The 26463-nt window shown below is 61.0% G+C and carries 28 protein-coding genes; 9 read left to right on the top strand and 19 right to left on the bottom strand.

What is annotated here, in order from left to right; translation table 11 throughout:
- Positions 1-9 precede the first annotated feature (9 nt).
- From DHB74_RS01335 to ligB, 4 genes are all read left to right on the top strand, one after another.
- Positions 10-447, top strand: a complete 438-nt coding sequence (locus tag DHB74_RS01335; RefSeq protein WP_499160614.1) for a hypothetical protein — start codon at positions 10-12, stop codon at positions 445-447.
- Between the two features lie 128 nt (positions 448-575).
- Entirely contained in the window at positions 576-1544 is a 969-nt protein-coding gene (locus DHB74_RS01340; protein WP_036988827.1) for an alpha/beta fold hydrolase, read from the top strand.
- Between the two features lie 165 nt (positions 1545-1709).
- Positions 1710-2363, top strand: coding sequence for a 7-cyano-7-deazaguanine/7-aminomethyl-7-deazaguanine transporter (locus tag DHB74_RS01345; protein WP_499160615.1), 654 nt, complete (start codon positions 1710-1712; stop codon positions 2361-2363).
- Between the two features lie 179 nt (positions 2364-2542).
- Positions 2543-4180, top strand: a complete 1638-nt coding sequence (gene ligB / locus DHB74_RS01350) for an NAD-dependent DNA ligase LigB (RefSeq protein WP_499160616.1) — start codon at positions 2543-2545, stop codon at positions 4178-4180.
- 2 nt (positions 4181-4182) lie between these two features.
- On the opposite strand, the gene speA is transcribed toward ligB, so the two are convergent.
- Positions 4183-6099 carry an arginine decarboxylase gene (speA, locus tag DHB74_RS01355; RefSeq protein WP_136869780.1) on the bottom strand — a complete coding sequence of 639 codons (1917 nt, stop codon included), beginning with the start codon at positions 6097-6099 and terminating at the stop codon, positions 4183-4185.
- 341 nt (positions 6100-6440) lie between these two features.
- On the opposite strand from speA, the gene ectA reads away from it, so the two are divergent.
- From ectA to DHB74_RS01380, 5 genes are read left to right on the top strand one after another with little or no spacing between them, the layout of a single operon-like run.
- Complete coding sequence (ectA, locus tag DHB74_RS01360) at positions 6441-6968, top strand: diaminobutyrate acetyltransferase (RefSeq protein ID WP_280164429.1); 528 nt, start codon at positions 6441-6443, stop codon at positions 6966-6968.
- Positions 6965-8251, top strand: a complete 1287-nt coding sequence (ectB, locus tag DHB74_RS01365; RefSeq protein ID WP_280164430.1) for a diaminobutyrate--2-oxoglutarate transaminase — start codon at positions 6965-6967, stop codon at positions 8249-8251. The genes ectA and ectB overlap by 4 nt, the downstream gene beginning before the upstream one ends.
- 14 nt (positions 8252-8265) lie before the next feature.
- On the top strand, positions 8266-8658 hold the full coding sequence (locus DHB74_RS01370) for an ectoine synthase (RefSeq protein ID WP_074778121.1): 393 nt from the start codon (positions 8266-8268) through the stop codon (positions 8656-8658).
- Between the two features lie 24 nt (positions 8659-8682).
- Positions 8683-9600, top strand: coding sequence for an ectoine hydroxylase (thpD, locus tag DHB74_RS01375; RefSeq protein ID WP_499160617.1), 918 nt, complete (start codon positions 8683-8685; stop codon positions 9598-9600).
- Positions 9601-9638: 38 nt separating this feature from the next.
- A complete protein-coding gene (locus DHB74_RS01380; protein WP_074778119.1) occupies positions 9639-11069 on the top strand; it encodes an aspartate kinase in 1431 nt (476 codons plus the stop codon).
- A gap of 145 nt (positions 11070-11214) precedes the next feature.
- On the opposite strand, the gene DHB74_RS01385 is transcribed toward DHB74_RS01380, so the two are convergent.
- The 18 genes from DHB74_RS01385 to fliE form a co-directional block, all read right to left on the bottom strand.
- Positions 11215-12078 (bottom strand): alpha/beta fold hydrolase, encoded by an 864-nt coding sequence (locus DHB74_RS01385; protein WP_499160618.1) that lies wholly within the window; start codon positions 12076-12078, stop codon positions 11215-11217.
- Positions 12079-12181: 103 nt separating this feature from the next.
- Positions 12182-12898: an SIMPL domain-containing protein gene (locus DHB74_RS01390; RefSeq protein ID WP_074778115.1), complete on the bottom strand. Its 717-nt coding sequence runs from the start codon at positions 12896-12898 to the stop codon at positions 12182-12184.
- Positions 12899-13031: 133 nt separating this feature from the next.
- The gene (flhB, locus tag DHB74_RS01395) at positions 13032-14165 is read right to left on the bottom strand and encodes a flagellar biosynthesis protein FlhB (RefSeq protein WP_136869659.1); all 1134 of its coding nucleotides are present in this window, start codon (positions 14163-14165) and stop codon (positions 13032-13034) included.
- Positions 14165-14941, bottom strand: a complete 777-nt coding sequence (gene fliR / locus DHB74_RS01400; protein ID WP_280164435.1) for a flagellar biosynthetic protein FliR — start codon at positions 14939-14941, stop codon at positions 14165-14167. The genes flhB and fliR overlap by 1 nt, the downstream gene beginning before the upstream one ends.
- Positions 14941-15210, bottom strand: coding sequence for a flagellar biosynthesis protein FliQ (fliQ, locus tag DHB74_RS01405; protein ID WP_036988810.1), 270 nt, complete (start codon positions 15208-15210; stop codon positions 14941-14943). The genes fliR and fliQ overlap by 1 nt, the downstream gene beginning before the upstream one ends.
- Before the next feature lie 10 nt (positions 15211-15220).
- Complete coding sequence (gene fliP / locus DHB74_RS01410) at positions 15221-15973, bottom strand: flagellar type III secretion system pore protein FliP (RefSeq protein ID WP_036988809.1); 753 nt, start codon at positions 15971-15973, stop codon at positions 15221-15223.
- Positions 15970-16398, bottom strand: coding sequence for a flagellar biosynthetic protein FliO (gene fliO / locus DHB74_RS01415; protein ID WP_499160619.1), 429 nt, complete (start codon positions 16396-16398; stop codon positions 15970-15972). The genes fliP and fliO overlap by 4 nt, the downstream gene beginning before the upstream one ends.
- A 1-nt stretch (position 16399) precedes the next feature.
- Complete coding sequence (gene fliN, locus DHB74_RS01420) at positions 16400-16867, bottom strand: flagellar motor switch protein FliN (RefSeq protein ID WP_036988807.1); 468 nt, start codon at positions 16865-16867, stop codon at positions 16400-16402.
- Between the two features lie 51 nt (positions 16868-16918).
- Positions 16919-17890, bottom strand: a complete 972-nt coding sequence (gene fliM / locus DHB74_RS01425) for a flagellar motor switch protein FliM (RefSeq protein ID WP_074778111.1) — start codon at positions 17888-17890, stop codon at positions 16919-16921.
- A 10-nt stretch (positions 17891-17900) separates the two neighbouring features.
- Positions 17901-18398: a flagellar basal body-associated FliL family protein gene (locus DHB74_RS01430; protein WP_136869658.1), complete on the bottom strand. Its 498-nt coding sequence runs from the start codon at positions 18396-18398 to the stop codon at positions 17901-17903.
- A 440-nt stretch (positions 18399-18838) separates the two neighbouring features.
- A complete protein-coding gene (locus tag DHB74_RS01435; RefSeq protein WP_051610729.1) occupies positions 18839-20104 on the bottom strand; it encodes a flagellar hook-length control protein FliK in 1266 nt (421 codons plus the stop codon).
- 76 nt (positions 20105-20180) lie between these two features.
- Positions 20181-20525: an Hpt domain-containing protein gene (locus DHB74_RS01440; RefSeq protein ID WP_074778106.1), complete on the bottom strand. Its 345-nt coding sequence runs from the start codon at positions 20523-20525 to the stop codon at positions 20181-20183.
- A gap of 151 nt (positions 20526-20676) precedes the next feature.
- Positions 20677-21129 carry a flagellar export protein FliJ gene (fliJ, locus tag DHB74_RS01445; RefSeq protein ID WP_074778104.1) on the bottom strand — a complete coding sequence of 151 codons (453 nt, stop codon included), beginning with the start codon at positions 21127-21129 and terminating at the stop codon, positions 20677-20679.
- On the bottom strand, positions 21122-22471 hold the full coding sequence (fliI, locus tag DHB74_RS01450; RefSeq protein WP_074778102.1) for a flagellar protein export ATPase FliI: 1350 nt from the start codon (positions 22469-22471) through the stop codon (positions 21122-21124). The genes fliJ and fliI overlap by 8 nt, the downstream gene beginning before the upstream one ends.
- On the bottom strand, positions 22458-23255 hold the full coding sequence (gene fliH, locus DHB74_RS01455) for a flagellar assembly protein FliH (protein ID WP_499160620.1): 798 nt from the start codon (positions 23253-23255) through the stop codon (positions 22458-22460). The genes fliI and fliH overlap by 14 nt, the downstream gene beginning before the upstream one ends.
- A gap of 33 nt (positions 23256-23288) precedes the next feature.
- The gene (gene fliG, locus DHB74_RS01460; RefSeq protein WP_036990070.1) at positions 23289-24308 is read right to left on the bottom strand and encodes a flagellar motor switch protein FliG; all 1020 of its coding nucleotides are present in this window, start codon (positions 24306-24308) and stop codon (positions 23289-23291) included.
- Complete coding sequence (gene fliF / locus DHB74_RS01465) at positions 24301-26028, bottom strand: flagellar basal-body MS-ring/collar protein FliF (RefSeq protein WP_499160621.1); 1728 nt, start codon at positions 26026-26028, stop codon at positions 24301-24303. Before fliF ends, fliG begins: the two co-directional genes overlap by 8 nt.
- 35 nt (positions 26029-26063) lie before the next feature.
- Complete coding sequence (gene fliE / locus DHB74_RS01470) at positions 26064-26399, bottom strand: flagellar hook-basal body complex protein FliE (protein ID WP_074778096.1); 336 nt, start codon at positions 26397-26399, stop codon at positions 26064-26066.
- Between the last annotated feature and the right edge of the window lie 64 nt (positions 26400-26463).

A 26463-nucleotide genomic window follows, 5' to 3' on the forward strand; every position in this document is an offset into this window, starting at 1 on the left:
GAGAGTTCCTTGTCAGCCGTCCTGCGTCTCGCCACTCTGGACCAGCGTCATTTCCAGCTTCACAGTACCGTTCTGCCGCAACTGGCGGAGCATCTGCAGGGGCTGGATGCGCTGTGCCGAACGCTCGGCGTTACCCCGCTGAGCCAGTTCGTCGACCTTACTGCGCTGGAATTTCAGGAAGCGGCCCAGTTGCTCAAGGACACCACACCTCCACAGCAGGATCCGGAAACCGGCCTGCCCTGGAGCATCGAGGACATGGCGTGGTATCCCATCAGTACCGGCATGACCACCCTCGAAGCGCTCAGCGGCCACCTGCAGCGCAACCGGCCGCGGGAGGTATCCGGTGCCAATCAGCGGCAGTTGCTCGAGGCCCTGATGTTCTGCGAAAGCTGCTTGCGGCCGATGGAAGCCGAAGGCGCACAATTTCATCTGGCCGCAGGGTACTGAATCCGCTCTGCTTTTCCCGCTGCCACAATAAGCGGGGCCATCCGTACATTATTTCTCCTGCCAATACAGCAGCCAGCGCCCGGTGAATTTGCCATAGTGGGGTAAAACAGAAATGGAGAGCGTACCCCATGCTGCAAACCGAACAACATATTCTGGACGTCAATGATATCCAGCTCAGCGTGCATGTCGCTGGGCCGGAGCATGGACAACCCGTCTGGCTGCTGCATGGTTTTCCCGAATGCTGGTATTCCTGGCGCCATCAGATGCAGGCCCTGGCCGATGCCGGTTACCGGGCTTTCGCCCCCGAGATGCGCGGCTACGGTCGCAGCAGTGCACCGGCCGCCATTGAGGCCTATGACATTCCCACTCTGTGCGGCGATATCCAGGCGGCGATGGACCACTTCGGCCATCAGCAGGTCGCCATGGTCGGTCACGACTGGGGCGCCAATATCGCCTGGTATCTGGCGTTGTACGAACCGGAACGGGTCAAGGTGGTGTGTGGCATGTCGGTGCCCTTCGGTGGCAGACCAAAGCGCCCGGCCATCGAGCGGATGCGCGAGCGCTTCAAGGACAAGTTTCTCTATATTCTCTACTTCCAGGAGCCCGGCCCGGCCGAGGCCGAACTGGAAGCCGATATTCCCCGCACCCTGCGCACCCTGATGCATGGTCGTCCCGCCGCCGGCAACGGCTTGATCTCGGACAAACCGGCCGATTCGCGCTGGCTGGATGATTACACCGACCCAGAAGTACCGCCGACCTGGTGTCCGCCAGAGGCCTTCGATGTCTATGTGGAAACCTATATCGACAATGGTTTCCATGGTCCGCTGAACTGGTATCGCAACTACGAGCGCAACTGGGAGCGCACCGCCGAGCTGGCCGGCAAGCAAGTGCAGCAACCGGCCCTGTTCATCATCGGCGACCGCGACCCGGTCGCCAAACTGGAAACCATCACCATCGAACGCATGCCCCAGGTCGTGCCCAGGGTCGAGCAGCATGTAATCGAGCGCTGCGGCCACTGGGTACAAAGCCAGAAGCCGGAAGAAGTGAACCCGCTGCTGCTGGCGTTTCTGCAACGGGAGTATCACGAAGCGCCCTGATATATGTGACTCTTGGAGTGTCGATCGCGATCGATGCTCCCAGGAGATATATAGCCACCAACCGACCAGCAGGCTGGCTCTTCCCGCCTTCAATCCGGTATAGTGCGCGCCGTCGTCATTCCGGCGGCATGGGTTCCCTAACCCCATCATTCAAAAAGGTGACATATGATTCCGGCATCCCTTTCGCGGCTGCGCATGGCTCTGTCCTGCCTGATCGCCTTCCATATTCTGATCATCATCGCCAGCAACTATCTGGTTCAGTTGCCGATCTCCCTGTTCGGCCTGCATACCACCTGGGGCGCCTTCAGCTTTCCGTTCATCTTCCTGGCGACCGACCTGACCGTACGCCTGCTCGGCAAAGCGGCTGCGCGCCGGGTGATCGCCCGGGTCATGCTGCCGGCATTGGTGGTCTCCTATATGTTCTCGGTGCTGTTTCAGGAAGGTGCGTTCCGCGGGCTCGATGCGCTGGCCCAGCTCAACTCATTTGTCCTGCGCATCTCGGTGGCCAGTTTCCTTGCCTATGTGGTGGGCCAACTGCTGGATATTCAAGTGTTCGACCGTCTGCGCAAGCTCCCGCAGTGGTGGGTCGCACCCAGCGCAGCGATGATCGTCGGCAACCTGATCGATACTTTTGTGTTCTTCTCGGTAGCCTTCTGGCGCAGCACCAACGAATTCATGGCCGCCAACTGGGTGGAGATCGCAGCAGTCGACTACGCCACCAAAGTCGTCATCAGCATCATGCTGTTCGTCCCGCTGTATGGTCTGCTGCTGAATGCCATCCTGCGGCTGCTGGCCGGGCGGCAGACCGCGACCGTCTGACGAGCTCAGCTCACCGCTGGCCGAGGTTCGTTTTCCTGGGAGGTTCGAGCACCAGCTCGTACCTTGCGGGCCCGATGACACCGGAAATGCCACCTCCTCCACACTTTCGGCATGGGTAACTTGCCTGCCCCAACCCTGCCCGTCACATTGCGCACTGATCAATCAGCAGGGATGCAGTCATGTTGCGCATATGGATAACCATCGGCCTCTACCTGGCTACCCGCCTGGCCAATGCAGATTGCGCCGACCTACCGGCCAAAGCTGACATTACAGCGCTTGCCGAGCAGGTCCAGCATTGGGATCAGGCCTACCACGAACAGGGCCACTCGCAGGTGCCGGATGACATCTACGACCAGGCGCTGTTGCAACTGCGACGTTGGCAGTCCTGCTCACCGGCCCCGTCGCCAGCGTATCGGCCGCGGGCCGGCAAGCAGGGCCATGCAGTACCGCAGACCGGCCTGGCCAAGGTCCATACCCAGGCCGAGACCGCCGACTGGATAAAACCCCGCACTGACCTCTGGATACAACCCAAGGTCGACGGCGTAGCCGTCACCCTGGAGTATCACCAAGGGCGCCTGGTGCGCGCCACCAGCCGCGGTGATGGCTGGCAGGGTGAAGACTGGACCACGACCGTGCAACGCCTGCCCGCCGTCCTGCAGCGATGGCCGCAATCTATCGATCTGGTATTGCAGGGCGAGCTGTACTGGCGATTATCCAACCACGTCCAATCCCGCGATGGCGGCGCCGGCGCCCGTAGCCGTATCGCTGGTTTGATGAATCGCCAACAGCTGGCCGATGATGAGCTGGCGGACATCGGCCTGTTCGTCTGGGACTGGCCCGACGGCCCGGCACAGATGACCGAACGCCTTGCCCAGATGACCAGAGCCGGGCTGGATACCGCCCGCTATACCCTGCCGATCACGGATCTGCGCAGCGCCCAGACTCAGCGCCAACACTGGTTCAGCACTCCCCTGCCCTTCGCCACCGATGGCGTGGTGCTGCGTCAGAGTCAGCGCCCATCCGCCTCCGACTGGCAGGCCGAGACACCTTATTGGACCGTTGCCTGGAAACACCCGCCGCAGCGGGCGCTGGCCCGGGTGCGAGATATCGAGTTCGGTATCGGTCGCAGCGGCCGCATCACCCCCGTGCTGCAACTGGACCCGGTGGAACTGGATGACCGCCGTATCCGCCGTGTCAGCGCCGGCTCGCTGCAACGTTGGCGAGCGTTGGATGTATTGCCCGGAGATCGGATATCGATCCGCTTGTCTGGCCAGACCATTCCGCAGCTGGAAGAAGTAATCATCCGCACGACCGACCGCACGACAGTGAACGTGCCGGACCCGACGCGTTATCACCCGCTGAGTTGCTGGACATCGGAGGATGGCTGCCGCGACCAGTTCCTGGCCCGGCTGGAGTGGCTGAGCAGCGCCAACGGGCTGGATCTGAGGGGCGTCGGGCCTGGCACCTGGCAATGCCTGCTCAATACCGGGGCGCTGACTGGCATGCTGGATTGGCTTGATACCCGGGCGCTGCCACCAACCTGTGGGAATCAATTGGCCGGGCTGTTGCAACCGGCCACCGAACGCGGCTTTCTCCCGTGGTTGCGAGCGTTGAGCATGCCGCCCAGCGGCGATGCGGTATTGCCTGAGCAATGGACAGTTCTGGCGGCTCGCACGCAGCAGGATTGGGAAACCCAACCCGGCATCGGGCCGCATCGCGCGCGGCAGCTGGTGGCCTTTTTCAATCATCCACAGGTAGAGTCGCTGCGGGCTAGATTAGCCGCAGCGGGAGTTCATGGCTTCGCGGTGAGCGGCTGATCTCAACTGCCTCCCAGATAAGACGACCGCGTCAGCCCCAACCGCAGGATATCCAGATAGTGCGCCCGCTCTGCCGCGCTCAGCCGCGCGCTGGCAACCTTGTCGCGGTAGCGGGCCATGAGTTCTTCCGGTTCGAAATGCACATAGCGCAGCATGTCTTCGATGGTGTCATGGGTCTCGACCCCACCGTGTACCACCCGACCGTCAGCCAGTTGGTAGACATTCACCGAATCGGTATCACCGAATAGGTTGTGCATGTCACCGAGAATCTCCTGGTAGGCACCCACCATGAAGATGCCCAGCAGATAATCCTCGCCCTCGCGCAGCTCATGCACCGGCAGGCTGCTCTCGATGCTCTGCTCGTCCACGTAATGGCGGATCTTGCCGTCGGAGTCACAGGTCAGGTCCTGCAGCACCGCGCGGCGCAGGGGCTCCTCATCCAGACGGTTGATCGGCACGATCGGAAGTACCTGATCGATGGCCCAGGTATCCGGCAGGCTCTGGAATACCGAGAAGTTGCAGATGTACTTGTCCGCCATCTTGTCGTTCAGCTCATCCAGCACCTGGCGGTGCGACCGCTGACGCGCCTTGAGCAACGCGTGCAGGCGGTTGCACAGCGCGAAGTAGCATTGCTCGGCCAGCGCCTTCTGCGATAACGAGACCTTGCCCTCGGCATACTGACCAGCTACATCACTCATGTAGTGGGTCGCCCGCCAGTAGGTTTCGGTGACCATCTCGATATCGGTCTGCCCCAACAATCCGACCAGATCACGCACCACCTGCGGCAGCTCATCCAGATCGTCGATTGGCGGTACCGTATCGTTGTGCCGCTCGACATCAGTCACCTGCACTACCAGCACCGCGTGATGGGCGGTCATCGCCCGCCCGCTTTCGGAAAAGATATGCGGGTGCGGCAGGCCCTGCTCATCACAGAATTCGCGCAGCATTGATACCACCGTGCGGGCATATTCGGACACGTCGTAATTGATTGAACTGGCGTTGCGTGAGTGGGTACCGTCGTAGTCCACCCCCAATCCGCCGCCGACATCGATATGGTCCACCGGCAAACCCAACGCCCGCAGTTCACCGAAGTAGCGAATCGCCTCGCGAAATCCGTGTTGATAGTCAGCCAGGTTGGCGATCTGCGAGCCCATATGAAAATGCAGCAGCCGTACCCCGGCCTCAAGCCCCGCCCCGCGGAACTGCTCGATCACCCGCAGTAACTGCGCCGCCGACAAGCCGAATTTGGACTTCTCGCCGCCGGTATCAGCCCATTTGCTGGATGTCAGCGAGGACAACCGCACACGCAGCCCGACTTGCGGCGTCAGCTCCAGGCGCGCAGCCTCCTCAATCACCAGGGCGACTTCGGATTCCTTCTCGATAACGATGAAGACGTTATGCCCGAGCTTCTGCCCCAGCAGCGCCAAGCGGATGAATTCCCGATCCTTATAGCCATTACAGACGATGGTGCCACCCTTGGGCGCCATCGCCAGGACCGCCATCAGTTCCGGTTTGGAGCCGGCCTCCAGACCAATGGGAACATGTTCAGTGGCGATGATGTTCTTTACCACTGCCTCCTGTTGGTTGACCTTGATCGGGAACAGCGCCGTGTAGCCGTTCGCGTAATCCAACTCGGCGATGTTCTGCTCGAAAGCACCGGTCAGCTGCCGCACACGGTCCTGCAGAATGTCTGGAAAGCGCACCAGCAACGGCAGATCCAAGCCACTGTCACGCAGCTGGGCCACCAATTCATGCAGGTCAATCGGTTGCTCAATCCCGGGCCGGGGCCGCACTTCGACATTGCCCTGCTCACTGGCATTGAAATAACCCGCGCCCCAATGGCGGATGCCATAGACACTTCGACTGTCTGCGACCGTCCAGGCGGAAGCATCCTCTTTACGCGAACGCCGCGATGACACCATGAAAGACTCCTTGGGAACTGTGCAATGGACCCCAGAATAAACCAGTTTCTCCCCGCGAGTCGTAAAACGAACCCGTTCCGGCCCCGGATTCACTCTTTATTGCAGAAAAAATCCAATTGAAAAAAGCATCCATCAGGACGCCTTGGAGTCGCGCAGCGGCAACCCGCCGTAACGCTTGCAGCATCGGGGCCAGGGCGTCATTTGTGACAAATATATAACACCTGTAAATATTGCCACGGCATACCAAATGGCACGCAAGCCACAGGAATGGCCGGTTGTGATCTTTTTTTGGATGTGTTTATTATAAAAATGAATTTACAAGTAAATATCAGGAAACGATGTCTTCCACCACATTCTCGCTGCGCCGTCCGGTTGCCACCGACGGCCATGCACTCAACCAGTTGATCGAGCGCTGCCCGCCACTGGATACCAATTCGGTCTATTGCAACCTCCTGCAGTGCTCTCACTTTTCCGCCACCTCTATCGCTGCTGACAACCTTCAGGGCGAACTGGTCGGCTTTATCTCCGGCTACCGACCTCCCGAGCGCCCCGACACGCTGTTCGTCTGGCAGGTCGCTGTGGACAGCAGCATGCGCGGCCAGGGTCTGGGCATCGCCATGCTGATGGGCTTGCTCGAGCGCACTGCCGCCGAAGGTGTTCGCTGGCTGGAAACCACTATTTCCCCCGGTAACAGCGCCTCCGAAGCGCTGTTCGCCAAAGCCTTTCGCCAGTTGGACGTAACCGCCAGCACCGAGGTGCTGTTCAGCCGGGCCAACCATTTCAACGGCCAGCATGATGACGAAGTGCTGTATCGCGCCGGTCCCTTTGCCTTACCAGTCAAACTTGATACCCAGGAGACTGCATGAACACTTTCCAACAGTTCGAACAACACGAATCCGGTATTCGCAGCTACTGCCGTTCCTTTCCGGTCATTTTCGACCAGGCCCGCGGTGCCGAGCTGATCACCCGCGAAGGCAAATCCTATATCGACTTCCTGGCGGGCGCCGGCACCCTGAACTACGGGCACAACCACCCGGTGCTGAAGAAGGCCCTGATCGAATATCTTGAGCATGACGGCCTGACCCATGGCCTGGACATGTACTCGGCGGCCAAGGAGCGTTTCCTCGAAACCTTCCACCGCGTCATCCTTGAGCCGCGCAAGTTGGGCGACTATGTCGTGCAATTCAGCGGCCCGACCGGTAGCAACTCGGTGGAAGCGGCACTGAAACTGGCGCGCAAAGTCACCGGTCGCAGTAATGTCATCAGCTTCACCAATGGCTTCCATGGCTGCACCGTAGGCGCCCTGGCGGCCACCGGCAATCAGCATCACCGTGGCGCCGCCGGCGTGCCGCTGACCGACGTCAGCCGCATGCCCTATGCCAACTACTTCGGTGACAAGGTCAACACCATCTCGATGATGGACAAACTGCTCAGCGACCCCAGCAGCGGTGTGGACAAGCCCGCTGCCGTGATCGTCGAAGTGGTCCAGGGCGAAGGTGGCCTCAACGCCGCGTCCGCCGACTGGATGCGCAAACTGGAAAAGCTCTGCCGCAAACACGACATGCTGCTGATCGTCGATGACATCCAGGCCGGCTGCGGTCGTACCGGCACCTTCTTCAGCTTCGAGGAAATGGGCATCAAGCCGGACATCATTACCCTGTCCAAGTCGCTCAGCGGCTTTGGCCTGCCGTTCGCCGTGGTAGTCATGCGGCGCGAGCTGGACCAGTGGGAGCCCGGTGAGCACAACGGTACGTTCCGTGGCAATAACCACGCTTTCGTCACCGCCGCCGCCGCGCTGGAGCACTTCTGGACCAACGAAGAGTTCGCCACCAGCGTCAAGGCCAAGGGCAACCTGATCCGTGAGCGCATGCAGAAGATCGTTCGCCGTCACGGCCCCGATTCCCTGTTCGTCAAGGGGCGCGGCATGATGATCGGCATCAGCTGCCCGGATGGCGACACCGCCGCAGCCATCTGCCGCGAAGCCTTTGACCGTGGTCTGATCATCGAGACCAGCGGCAACCACAGCCAAGTGGTCAAATGTCTGTGCCCGCTGATCATCAGCGAACAGCAGATCACCCAGGCCATGGACATCCTCGAGCAGGCTTTCGCCGCCGTGATGACTGCCGACGTCAAGAACCAAGCATCCTGAGGAATTCGAAATACATGATCGTACGCAACCTGAAAGACTGTGAAGCATCCGAACGCAAAGTCGTTACCGAAACCTGGGACAGCACCCGGATGATCCTGAAGGAAGACAAGATGGGCTTTTCCTTCAACATCACCACCATTTACGCCGGAACCGAAACACATATCTGGTATCAGAACCATCTAGAGTCGGTGTACTGCATGAGCGGTAATGGCGAGATCGAAACGCTCTCCGATGGCAAGGTCTACAAGATCGAACCAGGCACCCTGTATCTGCTCGATCAGCACGATGAGCACATGCTGCGCGGCGGCACCGAAGATATGAAAATGGCCTGCGTGTTCAACCCGCCTCTGACCGGCCGGGAAGTACACGACGAGAACGGCGTCTATCCCGCTGATCTTAGTCCCTGAGAGGCCGCAACATCAGGAGAAAAAATGTCTACCGTGCAAGCTGACCTTTACCCGTCACGCCAGCACAACGCACCCAGCTGGCAACCCCGAATCGACCCGGTGCTCTACCGGGAAGATCCGCACAATGCCCCGCTGACCACAGAGCAACTGTCGCGCTTCGAGCGCGACGGTTTCCTGGTCCTGCCGGAAGTCTTCTCTGCAGCGGAGGTGGCGGTATTCAAGCAGGAGCTTGAACGCATGAGCCACGCTCCAGAGGTGCTGGAATCACCTGCAGCCATTCGCGAACCCGACAGCGGCGCATTGCGCTCGGTATTCGCCATTCACCGCAGCAATCCGCTGTTCGCCCGGGTCGCCCAGGACGAGCGCACCGCCGGATTGGCTCGCTTTCTGCTGGATGGTGATATTTATGTGCACCAGTCCAGACTCAACTTCAAGCCGGGTTTCAAGGGCAAGGAGTTCTACTGGCACTCCGACTTCGAGACCTGGCACACCGAGGATGGCCTGCCGCGCATGCGCACCATCAGCTGCTCGGTGCTACTGACCGACAACCATCCGTGGAACGGCCCGCTGATGCTGATCCCCGGCTCGCACAAACACTATATCGGTTGCGTCGGCCAGACCCCGGAAAATCATTACGAAAAGTCCCTGCGCCGGCAGGAATTCGGTATTCCGGATGATGGCAGCCTCAGCAAGCTGGTCGATCAGGGCGGCATAGCCCAAGCCACCGGCAGAGCTGGCAGCGTCGTGTTGTTCGACTGCAACACCCTGCACGGGTCCAACAGCAACATCGCTCCCAGCCCTCGCAGCAATCTGTTCTTTGTCTACAACCATGTGGGCAACCGGCCGGTCTCGCCGTTTGACGGCATGCCGCCACGGCCCGACTTCGTCGCCGAGCGCGGTCCGGTCAAGCCGCTGGCCATAGGTCCGCAGCAGTATTCGTGAGCAGGGACGACATTCACTCAATAAAAGAACCCGGGATTATGCATACAGTAGAGAAAATCGGCGGCACATCAATGAGCCGCTTTGATGAAGTACTGAACACCCTTTTCATTGGTCAGCGTCGCAACAGTGCCTTGTACAACCGCATCTTCGTGGTCTCCGCCTATGGCGGCATGACCAACCTGCTGCTGGAGCACAAGAAAAGCGGCGAGCCCGGCGTATATGAACGTTTCGCCGATGCCCACAGCGAAGACGCCTGGCTGGAAACCCTGGAGCAGGTACGCACCAGCATGCTGGCGAAGAACGCCGAGCTGTTCACCAGTGATTATGAGCGTCAGGCGGCCGACCGTTTCATCACTGGTCGCATCAATGATGCCCGCGATTGCATGTTGAACCTGCAGCAGCTGTGCTCCTACGGACATTTCCAGCTCGATGGGCAACTGATGAAGGTGCGCGAAATGCTCGCCTCTCTTGGCGAAGCCCACAGCGCTTTCAATACCGTGCTGGCACTGAAGAAGAATGGCGTCAATGCCCGCCTGGTCGACCTGACCGGCTGGAACCAGAGCGAACCCAAGGCCTTTCAGGACATGATCGCCGACAGCTTCGCCGGCATCGACTTCAGCCGCGAGCTGGTGGTCGCCACTGGTTACGCCCATTGCAGCGAAGGACTGATGAGCACCTTCGACCGTGGTTACAGCGAAATCACTTTCGCCCAGATCGCCGCCAGCACTGGCGCCGGCGAGGCCATCATCCACAAGGAGTATCACCTGTCCAGCGCCGACCCGAACCAGGTGGGCGTCGACAAGGTGGTCACCATCGGCCGCACCAACTATGACGTCGCCGACCAGCTGTCCAACCTGGGCATGGAAGCGATCCATCCCAAGGCGGCACGCACGCTGCGCCGGGCCGGCATTCAGCTGCGCATCAAGAATGCCTTCGAGCCGGATCACGGCGGCACCACGATCAGCCAGAATTACTGCAGCGAGAAGCCCTGCGTGGAGATCATCGCCGGGCGCAAGGATGTGTTCGGGCTGGAAGTCTTCGATCAGGAAATGCTCGGCGATGTCGGTTATGACATCGAGATTACCCGCCTGCTCAAGCAGCTGAAGCTGTATGTGGTGAACAAGGACTCCGATGCCAACAGCATCACTTACTACACGTCCGGCTCACGCAAGGCGCTGACCCGCGCCATTCGCCTGATCAAGGAACGTTACCCGATGGCCGAAGTGCACCTGCACAATATCGCCATCGTCTCGGCCATCGGCTCCGACCTCAAGGTCAAGGGCATCCTGGCCAAGACCGTGGCCGCGTTGGCCAAGGCCGACATCAGCATCCAGGCCATTCACCAGTCGATCCGCCAGGTGGAGATGCAGTGCATCATCAATGAGGAAGACTATGACGCCGCCGTCGTCGCCCTGCACCAGGCGCTGATCGAGCCGGAGAACCACGGGGATGTGATAGTCGCGGCCTGACACCGTGCCCAGCGGTGGCGACGCCGCTGGCATGTCCGGGTAACTGCGGTGTCTTCCGAGACACGCTCGGTGCCGACGGTGCTGGGCAGTTGCCCTCCCTGGGAGGTTCGAGCACCAGCTCGTACCTGAGCAGCCTACCGCCCCCTCACAACAAGAACGCCAACACCCGCTGCGCCGTCAGCTCGCCATTTTCCTGCATGAAACAATGCCCACCGGGCAGTTGCTCGACCGTCACGTGCGGGTTCGAGGCTGACAGACGTGCGGCTGACTGCTGCACGAAGGGATAGGTCTGGTCACCGTGGATCAGGCGCATCGGAGTCTGGATCTTGCCCAGGGAACGCCACAATCCGCTGGGTGCAGTCTCGAATATCTCGGCCTCCCGGGTAGGCGCACATTTGAGTACTACGCCCTGCTGTGGCTCATCGCGCAACGCATGCTCGACATGGGCACGCAGCGCGGCATCTTCCCAACCATGGAAAATACCCCGCCCCTGCAGCTTGTCGAATGCTGTCTGCCGATCCGGCCATTGGCTGCGGCGCTTGCGGGTTGCCTCAACCAGCGGATTACGCACGAACCGCGCCAACAGCCGACGCTTGAACATCTCCTGCGCGGGAAACAGCACCGGGTCCAGTAGTACCGCCCGCTGAAACAGCTGCGGGTGCGCCGCCAGGATCAGGCTGGTCAGCACCCCGCCAAAACTGTGCCCCAGAGCAAAGCGCGGCACGTCGCCGAAAACCGGCTTGCCAGCGACGAAGGCTTCCACCGCCAGTTCGGCATTGCGATTCCAGCCGACAAAAGCGCCACCATGGTCGCTGTCGCCATGGCCCTGCATATCGCACAGCCACAGGTCGAAATGTTCGGCCAACTGCGCCAGCATCGGCTCGTAGGTGCGGCAACAGAACCCGTTGCCATGGATGAAGTGCAGCAGCGGCTTGCCGCTGGGTGGGCTATGCCAGCCTCGCAGAGTGAAACCGGCGGAACAGGAATGGGACCAAGGCAACAACGTCATCGACAGACCACTTACTGGAAACAGGACAGGCCAGTCTATTACGCAGGCGCCCGTCTGTCAGGCTCCCGCTGCGCTTATTGATGCCATGGATTACGCGGCAAATTCAGCGCAGGATATAGTCCACGCTGGTCACCACGCGGACCTTCTTGGTTTCGGGGGTGTAGGGGTCGACATCCTCGATCGAGAAATAGCCCTGGGAGGCGCGGCGGATACTGCCCACCTCGGCGCCGGCATCCCGGGCGAACTGATCCGCCGCGGCCCGCGCTTCCTGGGTAGCCAGCGCAATCATGTCCGGCTTGATGGAGTTGAGCTGGGTGAAGATGAACTGCGGCTGGTGCTCGTAGCTCTGGGTCAGTGCCACGCCGGACTTGACCAGATCACCGACGCTCTGCATGCCGCTCTTGACCCGGTCGATATCCGCGGTACGCACCAGCACGGTCACTTCCGCCCGATAGCGCTGAGGCGGCATGTTCGAGCCGTAGAGGTTGGCGTGCTGGTCGGTGATCTTGGGCATCGACAGTTGCAGATCGTCTTCGGCGAAGCCCTTGAGCAGCAGGAAAGAGCGGATCAGGTCCTGCTGGGTTTCGATATCGCCCTGCAGCACATCCAGGCTGTCGCCCATCACGGTGAAGTTGATCGGCCACAGGGCCAGATCCGCCTCCACGGTACGCTCGGCCAGCCCCTTGACGCTGACTACCCGGTCGGCATCGCGAAACTGCAGCAGACCGGTCTTGATGCTCACCGCCATAAAGGCCAACGCCAGCGCCAACAAGGCCGCCGCCACTACCGCAAAGAATGAAACCCGTGAACTGTCAGTCATCAACCCGCTCCTGTCGTTTGCGTACCCGCTCTATGCTTATACCTGCCCCCGGTGTCCGCACACAACCCTCAACCCCTGTCCTCGCGCCCAAGCGCGAACGGGGCTCGACAATCCGACAGACCGCGAACAGCATTTACTCATCCCTGCGCAGATCATTCGGTATTGGCGGCTCAGGCATCGGGCCGGGGCGCTTGCCCTTGCCTTCCTGAAACTGGCGGACCTGATAAACATAGGCCAGCACCTGCGCAACGGCCAGATACAACCCAGCGGGAATCGGCTGGTCCAGCTCGGTACTGTAGAACACCGCCCGCGCCAGCGGGGGTGACTCCAGCACGATCACATCATGCTCGGTGGCCACTTCGCGGATCTTCTGCGCCAGGAAATCCGCACCCTTGGCCAGTACCACGGGCGCGCCGCTGTGCACCGGGTCGTATTTCAGCGCCACCGCGTAATGGGTCGGGTTGGTGATTACCACGTCGGCCTTGGGCACTTCGCCCATCATCCGCCGCTCGGCCATTTCCCGCTGCAGCTGGCGGACGCGGGATTTGACCTCGGGTTTGCCCTCGGAATCCTTGTATTCGTCGCGCACTTCCTGCTTGGTCATGCGCGTCTTCTGCTTGTTGTCCCATATCTGGAAGGGCACATCCACGGCAGCGATCACGATCAGCGAACAGGCCAGCAGCAACAGCGAGGTGCCCAGCACCCAGCCGCTGTGAAAGATTGCCCCCGGCAACGCCTCATTGCTCAGCGCCATGAGATCATCGGTACGCATGTGCAGCACCAGCAGCGCCATGGCCAGCACCACCAGGAACTTGGCGATCGCCTTGAGCAGTTCGACCAATGCCTTGATCGAGAACATGCGCTTGAGCCCCGCCAGCGGGTTGAGCCGTTCACCCTTGGGCGCCAGCAACTTGGCGCTGAACAGCCAGCCGCCCAATAGCACCGGACCGACCAGCGCAGCGACCAGCAGCATCAGAAACAGCGGGCCAATAACACTCAGACCCTGGCGAATGGACGCCAGCAGGTGCAGCCCCATGGTGTCGGTGCTGTACAGCACCTCCCGCTCCAGGGAGAAGTTGTAGACCATCAGATCCATCAGCTTGCTGGCCATGCCCGGCCCGAGCAGCAGCAAGCCGAGCGCAGCCACCATCACCACCGCCAGCGTATTCAGCTCGCGCGAGCGCGCTACCTGCCCTTTCTCGCGGGATTCTTTCTGGCGTTTCGCCGTGGGGTCTTCTGTGCGTTCCTGACCGCTATCTTCCGCCATCAGCGCGCCCCCACCATTTCGCGCATCCAGATCAGCGCATCAGAGGCGAACAGGTGATACTGCTCTGCGGTGCCACTGAGCAATACCCAGAGGATGAACAACCCAAATACCAGGGTCAGGGGGAAGCCGATGGAGAAAATATTCAGCTGCGGCGCCGCGCGCATCATCACCCCGAAGGACAAGTTGACGATCAGCAGCGCAGTAATCGCCGGCAGACCGATCAGCACCGCCGCCGCCATTACCCAGGAGAACCGCAGCACCAGAGTATAAAAATCCCCCGCCTGCAGGGTCTCGCCGATGGGTAAGGAGGTGAAGCTTTCGACCAGTACTTCGATGACCACCAGATGGCCGTTCATCGCCAGAAACAGCAATGTCACCAGCATGGTGAATACCTGGGCGACCACCGCCACGGAGATACCCATGGCCGGGTCGTTCATCGAAGCGAAACCCAGACCCATCTGCATGGCGACGATCTGCCCCGCCACCACATGGATCTGGAACAACAGCTGCAGCAAAAAGCCCATCGCCGCGCCGATCAGGATCTGCTCGGCGATCACCACCCAGGTACTCAGCGCCAGCGCGTCCAGCTGCGGGACATCGGTGATCTGCGGGGCCACCAGAAAGGTCAGCGCCAGCGCCAGATATAAACGAATGCGCATCGGCACCAGCGCGGTGCCGATCACCGGCATGGTCATCAGCACCGCGCCGATCCGAAACAGCACCCACAGATAGCCGGCCACCCAGCGGCCGATATCGCTGCCGGCCAGTTCGATCATCAGCCAATCAATCCGGGGATGTTACGGTACAACTGGTCGGTGAACTCGATCAATTGGCTTACCAGCCAGGGGCCAAGCACGATCAACGTGAAGAAGGTAAACAGCAGACGCGGCAGGAAGCTCAGGGTCTGCTCGTTGATCTGGGTCGCCGCCTGGAACACCGCGACGATCAGACCAACCACCAGGCTCGGTAGCACGATTACCGCCACCATCACGGTGGTCAGCCAGACCGCCTGCCGGAACAGATCAACAGCGATTTCAGGTGTCATCGCCTCTCTCCTAGGTCACGGCAAAACTGGCAGCCAGGGTACCGATGATCAGCGCCCAGCCATCCACCAGCACGAACAGCATGATCTTGAACGGCAGGGAGATGATCAGCGGCGACAGCATCATCATACCCATGGCCATCAGCACGCTGGCAACCACCAGGTCGATGACCAGAAACGGAATGAAGATCATGAAGCCGATCTGGAACGCCGTCTTCAGTTCGGAGGTAACGAACGCCGGTACCAGAATGTGAAACGGCACGTCATCCGGGCCGGTCAGGTCGGTGCGCTTGGCCAGCCGCACGAACAGTTCCAGATCCGTCTCGCGGGTCTGTGCCAGCATGAATTCACGCAGCGGCACACTGGCCTGCTCCAACGCCTGCTGCGGCGCCAACTGCTCATTCAGGTAAGGCTGTAACGCGCTCTCATTGATGCGCTCGAACACCGGCGCCATGATAAACAGCGTCAGAAACAATGCGAGGCCGATGAGAATCTGGCTCGATGGCGTGGACTGCAAACCCAGCGCCTGGCGCAGGATGGCGAACACGATGATGATGCGGGTGAAGCTGGTCATCATCATGACAAAGGCCGGGATGAACGTCAGTGCGCTCATCAACAGCAGGATCTGCAGACTCACCGAATAGGTCTGCTCGCCTTCGGCGTCCGTGGTCAGGGTGATCGCCGGCAGACTCAGCGGGTCGCCCGCCGATTGGGCGAATACCGTCGGGGTCAGCAATGTCAGCAGCAACAGGCACCAGCGCATCATGGTTTCTGCTCCCGCTTGAGGATCGCCTGCAGCTTGCGGGCAAAGTCGCCGCTGGTCGCAGCCTCATCAGTGTCGACTACCGGCTCGGGAAAGACATGCAGAGTATTGATGCGCCCCGGTGAAATACCCAGCAGCATCTGCTGCCCCCCCACCTCGACCAGTGCCAACCGGTCGCGCGGCCCCAGGGGGTAACTGCTGATCACACGGATGTACTGGCCGCCCTGGGGCGCCATCGGTCCTACCCGGCGCATCAGATAGCCCAGCAGAAAGATCAGCCCGACCACGACAATCAGCCCCAGCCCCAGCTGCGTCAGCTGACTGGCGAGCCCGCTCGTGGCTTCACCATTACCGCCCGCCGGCGCTGCCGCCAGCGACGTAGACAATCCTGCCAGCAAGGCTGGCAGCAGTACATGCGACCACCGCATGTCAGCTGAGCTTCTTGATGCGTTCGGACTGGCTGATAACGTCGGTCAGGCGGATGCCGAATTTCTCGTTGACCACCACCACCTCGCCATGGGCAATCAGGGTTCCGTTGACCTTGACGTCCAGCGGCTCGCCGGCCAGGCGGTCAAGCTCCACCACCGAGCCCTGGTTGAGCTGCAGCAGATTACGGATGGTGATATCGGTATTGCCCACTTCCATCGAAATGGTCACCGGAATATCCAGGATCACGTCCAGATTGGGTCCCTCGGTGCCACCGAACAGGTCGCCGCTGGGCTGACGCTCGGGTGCGGAAAACTCCTCCATGGGCATCGCCCTGGAAAGGTCGTTGCCCGCCAGCATTGAGTCAATGTCGTCCTGACTGGCGTTACCGGCTTCATCCAGCGCGGCAGCCCACTCATCAGCCAGAGCCTGCTCCTCCGGACTGATGTCATCCTGTTTGTCCTCAGCCATCTTGCCTGATCCTCATTTATCTCTGTACAGAGTACTGCGTTTGCGAGTCGATCAACGCGGACGCGTGACCGGCCCCAGAATCTGCAATGCCAGATTGCCATTTACCGAGCCGAGCCGTGCCTTGAAGGTCGGCACGCCGTTGGCGCACATCACCATATGTTCGGGCATTTCCACCGGAATCACATCGCCGGCCTGCATGCTCAGCAGGTCCCGCAGTTTCAGTTCGCGGCGCACCACGGTGGCACTCAATGGCACCTTGGCGGCGGTGATTTCCTCACGCAGCGCGCGCTCCCAGCGCTCGTCGTGCTCATCCACATCCGATTGCACGCCCGAGTCCAGTACCTCGCGAAGTGGCTCGATCATCGAATAGGGCATGGTTACATGCATTTCGCCACCACCGCCATCGAGCTCGATGTGGAAGGTAGACACCACCACCACTTCGCTCGGGCTGACAATATTGGCCAGCGCCGGGTTGACCTCGGAGTTGACGTACTCGAACTGCACGTCCTTGACTGCCTGCCAGGCTTCGCGCAGATCGACGAAGGACTGCTCCAGCACCATGCGTACCACCCGCAGCTCGGTCGGTGTGAACTCACGGCCCTCGATCTTGGCGTGACGGCCATCGCCACCAAAGAAATTGTCGACCAGCTTGAATACCAGCCGCGCATCCAGGATGAACAGCGCGGTGCCGCGCAGCGGCTTCATCTTCACCAGATTGAGACTGGTGGGCACGTACAGGGTGTGCACGTACTCGCCGAACTTCATCACCTGCACCCCGCCCACGGACACATCGGCCGAGCGGCGCAGTAAATTGAACATGCTGATGCGGGTGTAGCGGGCAAAGCGTTCGTTGATCATTTCCAGCGTCGGCATGCGCCCACGCACGATACGATCCTGGCTGGTCAGGTCATAGCTCTTGATGCCGCCCGGCTCGTTGCTCTGATCGTTGTCGATGACACCTTCATCCACCCCGTGCAGCAGCGCATCGATTTCATCTTGTGAAAGCAGGTCTTGGACCGCCATATTATTATCCCTATTGCAGAACCAGATTGGTGAACAGTACCGACTCTATGACCGGCTTACCGAGCTCCTGTTCCATCAGGTCCTGCACTGCGAGGGTCGCTTTTTCACGCAGCGCCTCCTTGCCTTCTGCTGTCATCAGGGTTTCGAACTCCGCACTGCTGAACAGCATGACCAGCCGGTTACGGATCAGCGGCAGATGTTCAGCCAACGCTGCCATCGCCTCCGGATCGCGTCCCATCAATACGACACTGGCCTGCATGTAACGCTGCCGGCCGCCGTGGGCATAATTGACGGTAAAGGCTGGCTCCAGCGGCTGGTACAACGCCGGCAGCTTGACGGGCTCCTGACTTACCGCAGCAGCCGAGTCGCCCTTGTTGGCCAGCAACGCATAGGCCAACCCACCCGCGGACAACAATAGCGCCACCAGACCGATACAGATCAAGATCAATTGCTTGCTCTTGTTGGAAGGAGGAGCTGTTTCTGCCGCTGCTGCCTGATTCTTCGCCATGCCAAAATTCCGTCGCCTGATAGGGCAAATGCCCGCATTATCTGAAGTTGTGCATTGTTCATGCCAAAAATGGCGTGATGGCGGCGCGCGGGCCGTAATGCCCGCTTAGGATAAAGGCATGGGCGGGAAATGTCTCATGTTCAGCGCGGCAGATGGGGCTCGTCGGTGCCAGCGTGGCGCGTCCAAGGGAAAAATCGACCTTCGCTGGGGCCTACGAAGTCCCCGTCCTGTTTTGTGTCGAGATGGAAGTCGACCAGCAGATGTGAATCCAATCGCCCCCATAGTGCAAAACGCCTGGGAGGTTCGAGCACCAGCTCGTACCAAAGCCAGCCGGCACGACCGATGTTTCCGGCTGGCTGCGCTCATCAAGCTGGTGCTCCACGCTCCCGGGGGAAGCAAGGCGTCTCGGGAAAGAATAGCTCCGGTCAAGCGACGGAGTATCAGGCGTAATAGTCGACCAGCCGCTGCGTCGGCGTCCATTGGGTACGCGATTCGGGCTGTTCACTGGTGTCGTTGTTATTACCGGCCAGCAGCGTCTCACCGCCTGATCCACGACCGCCCGTACGCTCCGCCGGCTGCCCATCACGCTGCCCTGGCTGCTCACCTGCCGAACGATCGGCCACGGTGACCTCAGCCTGGTCCAGCCCCTGCTGGCCAAACATGTCACGGAGCCGGTGCATCTGGGCTTCCAACGCTTCGCGCACGCTGGGGTTCTGGCTGACGAACTGCACCTGCAGTTCCTGGCCGCGGTGCTGGATATGGATCTCCAGCGGGCCGAGTTCAGCCGGGTCCAGTTGGATCTCGACGCTGCGCAGATTCTGGCTGGACATCCACATCACCTTTTCAACCATCGCCTCGCCCCAGCTCGGCTGACCGAAGGGTACGCCCATGCTCTGAGTGGTCGCCACTACCGGTCGTGCGGTCAGAGCGGCAGCGGTCGTGCCGTAGGTGCCCGGTCGCGCCAAGCCATCAATCGCGTCGGTTTCGCCACCGCTGCGACCGGGGCTGCCGCGCTCCAGTTGCTCAGCGAGCTTGCCGAGCATGGCGGCAGACAATGGCTGACTATCGTTTTGCGTAGCAGCAGCGCGCTGCAGCGTTGCGGGGAAATCCGGTTGAGCATTCTGCGCCTGGGCTACCTGGCGCGACGGCCGATTCAGTTCGCCATTGAGCAGTTGCTTGTCTGTCCCCTCTCGAGACAATAGTTCACGACCAGCCTGCCCACCTTCGGTAGTCAGCCGTGCCGCGTCATCGCCATCGGTCAACATTGCCGGTTGCGCCCCCATCGGTTGCCCCGGCGAAGGCGTCAATGCCCCCGAGGCACTACTTATGGAGCCTGCCGGAACGGGGCCGGCACCGGGTCGGGTTGTTTCCTGCAGCCATTGCATCCATTGGCCAATCACCGTCAGCGCATCGTCACCGGCCTGTTCTGCAACCTCACCATCAAGCGGCAACTGCTCCAGCCAATTCTGGACCTGCGACGGCAAACTCTTGCCGTCAGCGGCAAGCGCGGCCTGCTCCAGCGTCGCCAGTTGCTCAGGACTCATCTGCTTGATTGCCGCCTGCAGCTCAGCCGGTAAATGTTCAGCGAGCAGGCCAGCAAATGCCTCGGCATCCTCCGCAGATGGCGCAGCATGGGCGCTGTCGTTCCGGACGCTCGGCCGCGCATCGGCATTCAACAGGGCCATCAGGGGTAGGCTGGCGGACATCAGGCTTTCTCCATGCAATCGCAAAGACAGATTCAATACAGGGATAGAGCAAGTTCCGGGCCACAACCTGCCGCGCTCAGCTATGGCGGGTCAGTTGGGGACGGATGCGCAGACAGAGGTGATCAATAAGATCGCAGATATAGGCGGCGGCAGCGGCGTCGGCATTGTGCGCGGCTTCTTCAGCCTGCTGGCAGGCCTTGCTCAGCGCCAAGGCGCCCATATTGCCGCAACTACCCTTGAAACTGTGAGCTGCCTGGCGAAAGGCCTCCCAATTCTTGCGAGCGAGACTATCGTGCAGCTGGCACAGGCGCCGGTCGGTGTCCTGCAGGAAGGTCCGCAACAGCGGCCCGTAGTCATCCTGCATCAGGTCACGGAGCATGGTCTGCACATCCGGATCGAGATCGGAAAGGCGTTCAGGCATGATTATGTCCGGTCAAGAAGATAAAACTGATCAAGCGGTCAGTGCGCAACGCACTGCGGGCAGGAGTATGCCCAAGCAACCAGACAAAGACTACCCAGGGAAAATTACCCTTTTATGTAATTGCGAACCAGATCACAGTTTTTCTCGGAACTTAATCGAACTGCCTGTAAACAAAGGCACGCTGGGTCAGTTCATCCAGCAGCTTCTGTTCTTGCTTGTCGGCCCGGGCGCGGGCTTCATCGCGGTATTTTTCAATCAATTTGCGCAGGGCTTCGACCCGCTGATAACGCTCCTGCCAGGTGGCGCGGGCGCGCTCCAGGCTCTGCTGATGCCAGCCCAGGGTCTGGCGCTGCTGTTCGATGGCGGTCTGCATCTGCGCCATGAAGCGCTGATAATTGAGCAGCCACTCCCGGCCGACCCCTTCCCCGCCGCGCTGCGCCCAGCCCTTGGCGTATTCGCCACTGTAGTGCTCCAGATCACGCAGTCGGGCCGTGGCCTCATCAAGTTGCTTCCGGCATTCGCCGAGCATGCCGGCGGCCTTCTTCTCCTCATCCAGTGCCAGATCCAGTACCGGCGTCATGCGCCGTACGCGGCTGTCACTCATTGATCAATTGCTCCATGGCCGCACGGCTGGCGGCCAGATCGAAGCTTTCGCGCAGCCCCTGGCGAAGGAACCCCTGGATTCCGGGAATCTTGGCGATGGCCTTGTCGGTCATCGGATCGGAACCGGCAGCATAGGCGCCGACGCTGATCAGGTCGCGATTCTGTTGATAGCGTGCGTACAGCTGCTTGAGCAGTTGCGCCTGTTGCAGATGTTCCGGCGGTACGATCTGCGGCATGGCCCGGCTGATCGAGGCCTCGATATCGATTGCCGGATAATGGCCCTCTTCGGCCAGCCGCCGCGACAGCACCACATGACCATCCAGAATGGCTCGGGAGGCGTCGGCGATCGGATCCTGCTGATCATCGCCCTCGGACAGTACCGTATAAAAAGCAGTAATCGAGCCGCCACCCTCCTCCGCGTTGCCCGCCCGCTCGACCAGCGCCGGCAATTTGGCGAACACCGATGGTGGATATCCCTTGGTTGCCGGCGGCTCGCCGATGGCCAGGGCGATTTCGCGCTGGGCCTGGGCAAAGCGGGTCAAGGAGTCCATCAGCAGCAGCACATTCTTGCCCTTGTCACGGAAGTACTCCGCCACCCGCGTGCAATACATGGCTGCCCGCAGGCGCATCAGGGGTGCATCATCCGCTGGAGAGGCGACCACTACCGAGCGGGCCATGCCTTCCTCGCCGAGAATCTGTTCGATGAACTCCTTCACCTCCCGGCCCCGCTCGCCAACCAAGCCGACGATGGTGATATCCGCCTCGGTAAAGCGGGTCATCATGCCCAGCAGCATGCTCTTGCCCACGCCGCTGCCGGCAAACAGGCCCAGACGCTGGCCGCGGCCTACGGTGAGCACGCTGTTGATCGCCCGAATGCCCACATCCAGCGGCGCCTCGATGGGATGGCGCTTGAGTGGGTTGATCACCGGGCCCGCCAGGTCGACCCAGTCTTCGCATTTGAAGGGGCCCTTGCCATCCAATGGCCGGCCGATGCCATCGAGTACCCGGCCCAGCATTTCGTTGCCCATCGGCAGCTTGCCGCCACCGGCTGCGGGTACTACCCGTGCTCCGGGCTGCAGCCCCTGCATGCGGTCCACCGGCATCAGATAGATCTTGCTGCCGGCAAAGCCCATGACCTCGGCCTCGACCCGGGTTTCACCTTGCGGGCTGTCGCTGATGACGACGCAGCGACTGCCAACTGGCGCTTGCAACCCTTCGGCTTCCAGCGTCAGGCCGACCATGCGAATCAACCGGCCCTCGACTATCGGCGCCACAGGCAGCTCAGTCGCCGCAGCATAGCGTGACAGGCGACGGGCGAAGCTGATGCGCTCAGGGCTGGTCATCATCAGCCTCCGCACTCACCGCGGAGACCACCAGGTCGGGCTCCGGTGGATGGGCGCGTTGCTCGCGTTGTTGCTCGTAGAGTTGCTCGATGATCTGCTGCAGGCGGGTTTCACGGGTCGCGTCCACCTGGCTGTGCTCGGTTTCGACCCGGCAGCCGCCAGGCCACAGCTGATCATCTTCCAGCAAGCGCCAACTTTCCTCGTGGCGCTCACGGATGTGTTTGACTGCCTCGAAATCGGCAGGGTTGAGATAGATGCGGATATTGTCAGCGCCCATCGGCAAAGCCTTGAGCGCGCCGCGCAGCACCTGGGCAATCTGGCTGGAATCGGTCTGCAGTTCACGCTGGAGCACCTGGCGCACCATGCCTTCCACCAACTCGAGCAGCATGTCCTCGATCTGGTCGTCCTGCTGCTGCATTGGCTCCAGCAGTTGGGCCATGAGCCCTTCCAGCTCGCCGAGCCGCGCCTCCAGCCGGGTTTTCGCCTCCTGCTGGGCCTTGAGTTGGCCTGAATGAAAGCCGTCGCGCTCGCCCGTGGCAAAACCCTCGTTGTACGCCTCGGTGCGGATCTGCTCCAACTCCTCGACCGTGAAGGGTTTGACCTCGGGCTCCGCCTCAAGCTCATCTTCCACCAGGGAGTCCGTCTCGGCTGCCGGCGGTACATCCGGCGCGGCGGTTTCCCGCGGGACATGATGCGGCGCCTCATCGAAGCTGGGCATGTCCCAGAGATTGAAATCCTGCAGCTGATCCGCGCGGATCAGCTCGCTATCCTTTTTCTCGGTCATTCATTCACCTCTGCACCGCAGTACAGGACCTCGTCAGATCATTTCCTCGGAGCCCTTGCCGCCGAGCACGATTTCGCCGGCATCGGCCATACGCCGCGCAATGGCGAGAATTTCCTTCTGCGCCGCTTCCACTTCGCTGATGCGCACCGGCCCCTTGGCTTCGAGGTCATCCTGCAACAGCTCCGAGGCGCGCTTGGACATATTACGGAAGATCTTGTCCTTGATGGCCTCATCCGCGCCTTTGAGCGCGATGACCAACACATCGGTGGACACCTCGCGCAGCAGCGTCTGGATACCCCGATCATCCACATCGGCCAGGTTGTCGAACACGAACATCAGATCCTCGATCTTGTTCGACAGGTCCTCGTCCATCTGCCGGATGGATTCTATCAGCTGCGCTTCGGTGCCGCTTTCAAGATAGTTCATGATATCTGCGGTACGCTTGACCCCACCCATATTGGCGCGGGTGGTGTTGGAGTTGCCGGCGAACTGCCTTTCGAGAATTTCGTTGAGTTCCTTGAGCGCGGAGGGCTGCACGGTGTTCAAGGCAGCCACGCGCAGCAATACATCCAGCCGCACCTTGTGGTCAAAATAGCCGATCACCTCAGCCGCCATGTCCGGGTCCAGATAGGCCACCACGATCGCCTGGATCTGCGGGTGCTCGTAGCGGATGACATCCGCTACCGCACGCGGCTCCATCCACTTGAGACTATCCAGGCCGGAGGTGCTGCCGCCCATGAGAATACGATCGACCAGGCTGTTGGCCTTGTCCTCGCCCAGGGCCTGGGTAAGCATGGTACGGATGTAGCCATCCGCGCCAACACCGAGCCCGGTCTGATCGCCAGCCACCTCAATGAAGTCGGCCATCACCTGCTGCACATGATCGCGCTGCACGGTGCGCAACGACGCCATGGCGCTGCCGACCCGCTGTACTTCCTTGGGGCCCATGTGGCGCAACACGGCGGCGGCGTCAGACTCGCCCAGGCTCAGCAGGAAGATTGCTGCCTTGTCGAGCTTGCTGAGTTTTTGCGTGCGTTTGGCTTCTTCACTCATCTGCATTGATCCACTCTTTCACGACCTGTGCTACCCGTCCCGGGTCTTCCGCCAGCAGGCCCTTGATGGCGTTGAGTTGCTGCTCGTAGCCGGCGCCCGGCGGCGGCAGCAGCACCGGCCCGCTGGCCGGCGCGGAAAGGCTGACGGTATCGTCGCGCAGGTCGTCTGCCAACAATCCGTCATCATTCAAGGCTGGATAGCCACCGCTTTCACCGGCTGCGTCACGATTGCCGCCACTGAGACTCTTCAGCACCGGGCGCAGCACGCCGAAGACCAACACCAGCACGAACAGGATACCCAGTGCCTGCTTGGCGATATTCCAGAACCAGGGCTGGGTCCAGAACGGCACTTCCGGAAGCTCGGTCACGTCGCCAGCGGGGACGAAAGCGCTGTTGATCACACTGACGCTATCGCCACGGGCCTGATCATACCCCACGGCGTCGCGCACCAGCTGCGTCAGGCTGGTCAGTTCGGCTTCGCTCAGCGGCACGCTGGTTGCCTCGCCGGTCTCGGCGTTGACCTGCTGACGATTGTCCACCACCACCGCGACGGATAGGCGATTCAACCGGCCCTGTTGCTGGCGGGTATAGCTGATCTGCCGGTCCAGCTCGTAATTACGGGTGGCCTGCTCGCGGGAGTCGCGCGGTGGAGACAGAACCACCGGCTCGCCGGTTTCCGGATCGATCACCTGCTCCGGTACCTGGGTGGTACCGGGGGGCTGGTTGCTCAAGGCGCCCGGGATACCCTGCGGCGATTGTCCGGCAGCGCGCTGCTCGTTGACGACCTGCTCACTGCGCAGCGAGGACTCGGGATTGAAATTTTCGGAGGTGGATTCCATCGTGCTGAAGTCCACATCGGCGGAGACCTCGGCTTTATAGTTGCCGGTGCCCAGCACCGGCTGCAGGATATTGTGCACCCGTCGGGTGAAGGTTTCCTCGAGACGGCGGGTATGGTCGAACTGGCGGCCGGCAATGGTCAGTTCGTTCAACTCGTTCTGGTCCGACAACAGATTGCCCTGCTGGTCGACTACCGTAACCTGATCCTTGCTCAGTTCGGGCACGCTGGTCGCCACCAGATTGACGATGGCCATCACCTGTGCCGGCTCCAGCTTGCGACCAGCATACATCTCCAGCAGCACCGAGGCGCTCGGCTTGCGATCATCACGCACAAATACCGTGGAACGCGGCATGGCGATATGCACCCGCGCCGCCTTGACGTTGTACAGGCTGGAAATAGTCCGTGCCATTTCACCTTCCAGGCCGCGACGGTACTGGGTCGCTTCCATGAACTGGCTGGTGCCCAGCCCCTTCTCGCGGTCGAGAATCTCGAAACCCAGATTGCCATCGCCCTGATTGACCCCGGCGCTGGCCAGCCGCAGCCGCGCGTCGGCCAGGTCTTCGGCCCGCACCAACAGCGCACCGCTGCTGGGCTCGACCTTGTAGCGAATCCGGCTCTGCTGCAGCACCTCGATCACCTGGGTGGCATCCAGATTGTCCATGTTGCTGTACAGCGGACGGTACTCCGGTTGCTGCGACCAGAGCACAACGGCGAAACCGATGGCAACACTGGCCGCCAGCCCCACCAGCAGGCCGAACTGGCGCAGCATTGGCAACTGCGCCAGGTTATCCAGAAAGCTCAGCCCCATGAACGGCTTGCGCGAGCTGGCAGCGGCCGGGTCAGGTCGGGTAGCGGGGGTGTTCGGAGTGCTCGCAGCATCCATCAATCAAATCCTCGATAACGAAACAGCGGGCTGAATCAGATAGGCATCTTCATGATGTCTTCATACGCGGTAATCAGCTTGTTGCGCACCTGGGTCATGGCCTGGAAGGCAACGCTGGACTTCTGCGAGGCCACCATCACTTCCGCCAGATCGATCCCCGGTACCCCACGCTCGTACCCGGTCTGCAACTCGCTGGTGGTCTTCTGCAATTCATTGACGCGGTTGACTGCCTGCTGCAACAGATCATCGAATGCCGGCGCGTTCACGTCCTGCGCCACCGGAGCCACCGCCGGCTGCGGACGGCTCATCGCCTCCATCTGCATGGAACGCATCTGCAACATCAGACGATTGAATTCGACACCCTGCGTCATGATTCCTCCAGGCCGTGGATATTTTGACGGCAAAATCAGCTTTGGAAGTTATAGAGCAAGATTG

It is taken from the genome of Pseudomonas sp. G11-1, assembly GCF_024031555.1.
GTDB lineage: Bacteria > Pseudomonadota > Gammaproteobacteria > Pseudomonadales > Pseudomonadaceae > Halopseudomonas > Halopseudomonas bauzanensis.

What these genes read in the sequence shown, in the direction of transcription:
- DHB74_RS01340 (WP_036988827.1), top strand. Translation starts at nt 576, where the DNA reads ATGCTGCAAACCGAACAACATATTCTGGACGTCAATGATATCCAGCTC.
- DHB74_RS01345 (WP_499160615.1), top strand. Translation starts at nt 1,710, where the DNA reads ATGATTCCGGCATCCCTTTCGCGGCTGCGCATGGCTCTGTCCTGCCTG.
- ligB (WP_499160616.1), top strand. Translation starts at nt 2,543, where the DNA reads ATGTTGCGCATATGGATAACCATCGGCCTCTACCTGGCTACCCGCCTG.
- ectA (WP_280164429.1), top strand. Translation starts at nt 6,441, where the DNA reads ATGTCTTCCACCACATTCTCGCTGCGCCGTCCGGTTGCCACCGACGGC.
- ectB (WP_280164430.1), top strand. Translation starts at nt 6,965, where the DNA reads ATGAACACTTTCCAACAGTTCGAACAACACGAATCCGGTATTCGCAGC.
- DHB74_RS01370 (WP_074778121.1), top strand. Translation starts at nt 8,266, where the DNA reads ATGATCGTACGCAACCTGAAAGACTGTGAAGCATCCGAACGCAAAGTC.
- thpD (WP_499160617.1), top strand. Translation starts at nt 8,683, where the DNA reads ATGTCTACCGTGCAAGCTGACCTTTACCCGTCACGCCAGCACAACGCA.
- DHB74_RS01380 (WP_074778119.1), top strand. Translation starts at nt 9,639, where the DNA reads ATGCATACAGTAGAGAAAATCGGCGGCACATCAATGAGCCGCTTTGAT.
- DHB74_RS01385 (WP_499160618.1), bottom strand. Translation starts at nt 12,078, where the DNA reads ATGACGTTGTTGCCTTGGTCCCATTCCTGTTCCGCCGGTTTCACTCTG.
- DHB74_RS01390 (WP_074778115.1), bottom strand. Translation starts at nt 12,898, where the DNA reads ATGACTGACAGTTCACGGGTTTCATTCTTTGCGGTAGTGGCGGCGGCC.
- flhB (WP_136869659.1), bottom strand. Translation starts at nt 14,165, where the DNA reads ATGGCGGAAGATAGCGGTCAGGAACGCACAGAAGACCCCACGGCGAAA.
- fliR (WP_280164435.1), bottom strand. Translation starts at nt 14,941, where the DNA reads ATGATCGAACTGGCCGGCAGCGATATCGGCCGCTGGGTGGCCGGCTAT.
- fliQ (WP_036988810.1), bottom strand. Translation starts at nt 15,210, where the DNA reads ATGACACCTGAAATCGCTGTTGATCTGTTCCGGCAGGCGGTCTGGCTG.
- fliP (WP_036988809.1), bottom strand. Translation starts at nt 15,973, where the DNA reads ATGATGCGCTGGTGCCTGTTGCTGCTGACATTGCTGACCCCGACGGTA.
- fliO (WP_499160619.1), bottom strand. Translation starts at nt 16,398, where the DNA reads ATGCGGTGGTCGCATGTACTGCTGCCAGCCTTGCTGGCAGGATTGTCT.
- fliN (WP_036988807.1), bottom strand. Translation starts at nt 16,867, where the DNA reads ATGGCTGAGGACAAACAGGATGACATCAGTCCGGAGGAGCAGGCTCTG.
- fliM (WP_074778111.1), bottom strand. Translation starts at nt 17,890, where the DNA reads ATGGCGGTCCAAGACCTGCTTTCACAAGATGAAATCGATGCGCTGCTG.
- DHB74_RS01430 (WP_136869658.1), bottom strand. Translation starts at nt 18,398, where the DNA reads ATGGCGAAGAATCAGGCAGCAGCGGCAGAAACAGCTCCTCCTTCCAAC.
- DHB74_RS01435 (WP_051610729.1), bottom strand. Translation starts at nt 20,104, where the DNA reads ATGTCCGCCAGCCTACCCCTGATGGCCCTGTTGAATGCCGATGCGCGG.
- DHB74_RS01440 (WP_074778106.1), bottom strand. Translation starts at nt 20,525, where the DNA reads ATGCCTGAACGCCTTTCCGATCTCGATCCGGATGTGCAGACCATGCTC.
- fliJ (WP_074778104.1), bottom strand. Translation starts at nt 21,129, where the DNA reads ATGAGTGACAGCCGCGTACGGCGCATGACGCCGGTACTGGATCTGGCA.
- fliI (WP_074778102.1), bottom strand. Translation starts at nt 22,471, where the DNA reads ATGACCAGCCCTGAGCGCATCAGCTTCGCCCGTCGCCTGTCACGCTAT.
- fliH (WP_499160620.1), bottom strand. Translation starts at nt 23,255, where the DNA reads ATGACCGAGAAAAAGGATAGCGAGCTGATCCGCGCGGATCAGCTGCAG.
- fliG (WP_036990070.1), bottom strand. Translation starts at nt 24,308, where the DNA reads ATGAGTGAAGAAGCCAAACGCACGCAAAAACTCAGCAAGCTCGACAAG.
- fliF (WP_499160621.1), bottom strand. Translation starts at nt 26,028, where the DNA reads ATGGATGCTGCGAGCACTCCGAACACCCCCGCTACCCGACCTGACCCG.
- fliE (WP_074778096.1), bottom strand. Translation starts at nt 26,399, where the DNA reads ATGACGCAGGGTGTCGAATTCAATCGTCTGATGTTGCAGATGCGTTCC.